This is a genomic window from Planctomycetia bacterium, from assembly GCA_034440135.1.
Lineage (GTDB): Bacteria > Planctomycetota > Planctomycetia > Pirellulales > JALHLM01 > JALHLM01.
In genome coordinates, this window is record JAWXBP010000236.1 from 1 (window position 1) to 3,495 (window position 3,495).

A 3,495-nucleotide genomic window follows, 5' to 3' on the forward strand; every position below is an offset into this window, starting at 1 on the left:
GATCCACGGCGCGATAGGCCGGGCTGACCGGACCGAGACGGAAGTAACCGGACCAACCGACCAAGCGGCGGTTGAGTCGTTTGATCACCTCCTCGGGCTCCCGATTCAGCGTACGTTGGCTCGTCATCTCGCTGACGGAGTCGCACAGCTTGCGAATCTTCGTCTTGGATGGGCGCGAGCCGATATAGGCTCGCCCCGTCTTCTTCGAGTAGCAACGACCGAACGTATAACCCAGAAAGTCGAACGTTTCCGCCGGGACCCGTCGACGCATTCGGGTTTCCCCTTCGCACTGCAAACGTTTGAAATTTGCTATTCGCGAAAGAATTTTACGCGGCGAGCCGGTTTCCCTTTCATCGATTGCCGTCGTACTTCTCTCCGGCTTCTCTCGTTTTATCTGCGTTCATCGGTGTCCATCTGTGGCTAAAAAATCCTTCTGCTTCTCCCCGTCTTCTCCGTGCCTCTGTGGTGAAAAATCCCTCCTCTTTCATTTTGGTTGCGGCCAACGGCCGCGCTGTGATCTTTGCGCCCTTCTGTTCAAGGTCTCTCTCCGTCACCGCCCGCGGCCTTTCCGTATCGCAGCTCGCCTGGCGGCGGCATTGAACACCGAGGCGCAAGGGGCCTCGCTCCTGGCGTCTTTGTGACTTTGCGTCTTGGCGTTGGAAATCTGGGAACCGCGGTTTCGGGGCTCTGCCACGAAGTCGCAGAGATCAGACTACCGTGGACTATCTATGATCGTGATCTGATCGCCCGGACTTGTTGACAAGGCACGGACCAGCCCCCAACATGGCGGCATTTTGACGGCACAATCTTCCGCCCACTTCGGTCAGGAGCCCGGTCATGCGATCGTCGATCGTCGTCGTTCTGCTTGTGAGTTCCGTAGCTGCCGGGGCGGATGATTTGCGGCCGACACCCGTGAAGCCGGATGCACCGAACCATGTGCGGACCTACTTCGCCCGGGTAGACACCATGCGGGCTATCGACCTCAAGCAGATGCCCCAATATCTGTTCGAACTTCGCGCAGAGCTTGCGCGGGCCCAAAGAAACCAGGATCAGAAGAAGATTACGGAACTCCAGGCGCGCATTCAGGCGGGCCTCGAGGCACAGGAAAAACTGCTTGTGGGAGCTTATGTTGTGCCGCTCCCCCTGGAAGACCCTCCCAAGGTCGGCGATATCGGAACGCTGCCGGCCACGTTTCAGGTTCAGCGGGTCGTTGACCCCCATACGGCCGTCGTTCGAGTAGCCTTGCCTGTTCCATCAACCAAGAGCCGGTTCGTTGCGAAACCAACAAGTTTTTTAACGCCGCCCAAAGATCGCTCGGTGCTTGTCATGCTGAATTGCAGCACGGAGGGCTGGGTCGAAGGAAGCAATCGAGACGGCACGGGCGAATTGTGGCACGTGTCAAAAAGCCGGCCGTATTCCGCGGCTGAGGGCAGTACCGATACCGTCTTCGTGCTCGAGCCAATCGAGCTGGAGCGGTGGATCGACCTCTAGGCCGTGGGGGAAAAGGAGCGGAAAAGCGGTCGGGAGTCGAAGCTCTGATTTTCGGGTATCTTGCCCCGCCCGGCCGCGAGCATTGGAAAGAATCGAACCTGTCCCGTTTAATTCGTCCCCGTTTAATTCGTCCGAGCCGCTGGAGGGCATTATATTCGCGACAAGCAAACCGGCCAACTCATAGACGTTTCCAATACCCCGACTCGCGTGATTCGGGCAAGATAACGACTGCGGTGCTTTATGGATGATTTTTTGATCGACGAAGTGGGTATTCATTATCATGCCTCAAAGAATCGCGAATACCGCAATAGAGTAATTGCGAGATTTAGTACATTCGTCGGTTTTTTGCAATCGCATGGGCTTACAGTGAGGCAGTTACTTGGGCCTCACGAATCACTTCCCACAACGCTGAAAATTATGAGGTCGGATTTGACCGACGAGGGCTTCAGGTTGGTCAAAGAAGCCTACGACAAGTGGTTAAAAGCCATGAATTCTGGGCAATCCGCCACTGACACGACTTTGCTGGACAAAGCCCTGAATAAGATAAGGACTGAATCATAACTGTCTGTCCCGCGCAAAAAGTCCCGGCAAACAAAGGTGTCAGGAACCGTTGTCTTGGGGCCAACAAAGATGTCGGGAACGAATGGCTGTCCCTGTCAAAAATTCCATCCGAGCGTTCTTTGGCAATTTGGAGAGACTTGGGCGGCAGAAAAAGGGTCGGGAGGTCGGGAGTTGATTACGGCCCTTTCGCGCCCTTGCGAGGTCGACCTTGGGGCTGCATGCTGGATTCCAAGCCCAGTCGGGCCGCGGTAGATCGTATCCAGGGCTCGCTCCCGTACGGAGAGGCCGCGCCGCACGCAACGCCGGACGGCTTCAAGCTCGGCGGCACGTAACGGCCGATTCACCCGCCGCAGCCATTCGTCGGGCATCGGCACGGGCCGACGGTGCAGAAATCGCTCCGCCCAGGCCACGTCTTTCTGCCGACGCCTCTGGCGAATGACGCACGGCGACGCCGCAGCTCACGTATTACTCTCGACTTGGCCGGTCGCGCGACCGAAGGACTGGCTGAAGTTGGTGTGCCGCGTGCAGACGGAGGGCGAACTCTCAGCCGTCCGGCGTTCGATCGTGCGGGGTGTCCCCTTCGGCCGACCCTGCTGGACAATGCGGACCATCGCCGAACTCGGCTTGGAATCCACCAACCGCCCCCGCGGCCGTCCCAAAAACGGTTCCTGCCGCGTTTAATCCTCGCCGGCGACCCATCACCGCTCTGGCCCTGCCGAAAGTGGTCGCAAAATCGCGGTCCGCCAAAAATATTCTTCGTCCGGCTCGAGTCACCCGCAGCCCACTCCTTGTACATCGTCAGTACATCGTTATTACACTCGCGCAACAACGGCGTCTCGTCGGCAGGTCGTAAACCCCACCCCGTACTACGTTTCGGTCAGCGTCCTCGCCGACGTCACGCGGGGTCATGGGCGGCGCCAAAAACACATTGGCGCACCGGTTGTGCGCATTGGTCAAAACCGCAGAGCGAGAGCGCCCAAAAGCATTTCATTTCGTTCCCCTCGTTCGTATAAATCTCTCAGCGGACCTGCCAATTTCTTCACCTCTCACCCCCCGCACGTTCTTTGACAATTCGCCCCAGCCACGTCTAAGGAAACGCAACCAAGGCGAATCCGCCCTCTCTAGCGCTCCGCACCTCCGCCCAACCGCTGGCGCTCCGGTTCGTCCCCACCTCCAGTTTGTCACCCCGGAATGGGGCGCGTCGGACACATGGTCGGACGCATGCAACGCCGCGTCGGACGCATTGGGACGCGCCAAATGCTGGACAGGACGCATCGGACGAGCAACCGCGGACGCCGAGCGATAGCGAGGATAAAGTCCAAGGGCGGTAGTCTGTTTCCGCTCGGACGCATTTTCCCCGGCAATCCATCTGAGCCGCTTGCGTCCTACCTCGTCCCTCGCAAACTGGCTTTACCTTCGATTAACAACTAGCTACTGCATGGA

The 3,495-nt window shown here is 58.3% G+C and carries 3 protein-coding genes; 2 read left to right on the forward strand and 1 reads right to left on the reverse strand.

The window, feature by feature from the left end:
- Window positions 1-271, reverse strand: a 271-nt coding sequence (locus SGJ19_14155; protein MDZ4781392.1) for a group II intron maturase-specific domain-containing protein, incomplete at its 3' end; no start/stop codon positions are given.
- 566 nt (window positions 272-837) lie between these two features.
- Between SGJ19_14155 and SGJ19_14160 the strand changes: the two genes are divergently transcribed.
- Both SGJ19_14160 and SGJ19_14165 read left to right on the forward strand, forming a co-directional pair.
- Window positions 838-1,491: a hypothetical protein gene (locus tag SGJ19_14160; protein MDZ4781393.1), complete on the forward strand. Its 654-nt coding sequence runs from the start codon at window positions 838-840 to the stop codon at window positions 1,489-1,491.
- Window positions 1,492-1,731: 240 nt separating this feature from the next.
- Window positions 1,732-2,052, forward strand: a complete 321-nt coding sequence (locus SGJ19_14165; GenBank protein ID MDZ4781394.1) for a hypothetical protein — start codon at window positions 1,732-1,734, stop codon at window positions 2,050-2,052.
- The last annotated feature ends 1,443 nt before the right edge of the window (window positions 2,053-3,495 follow it).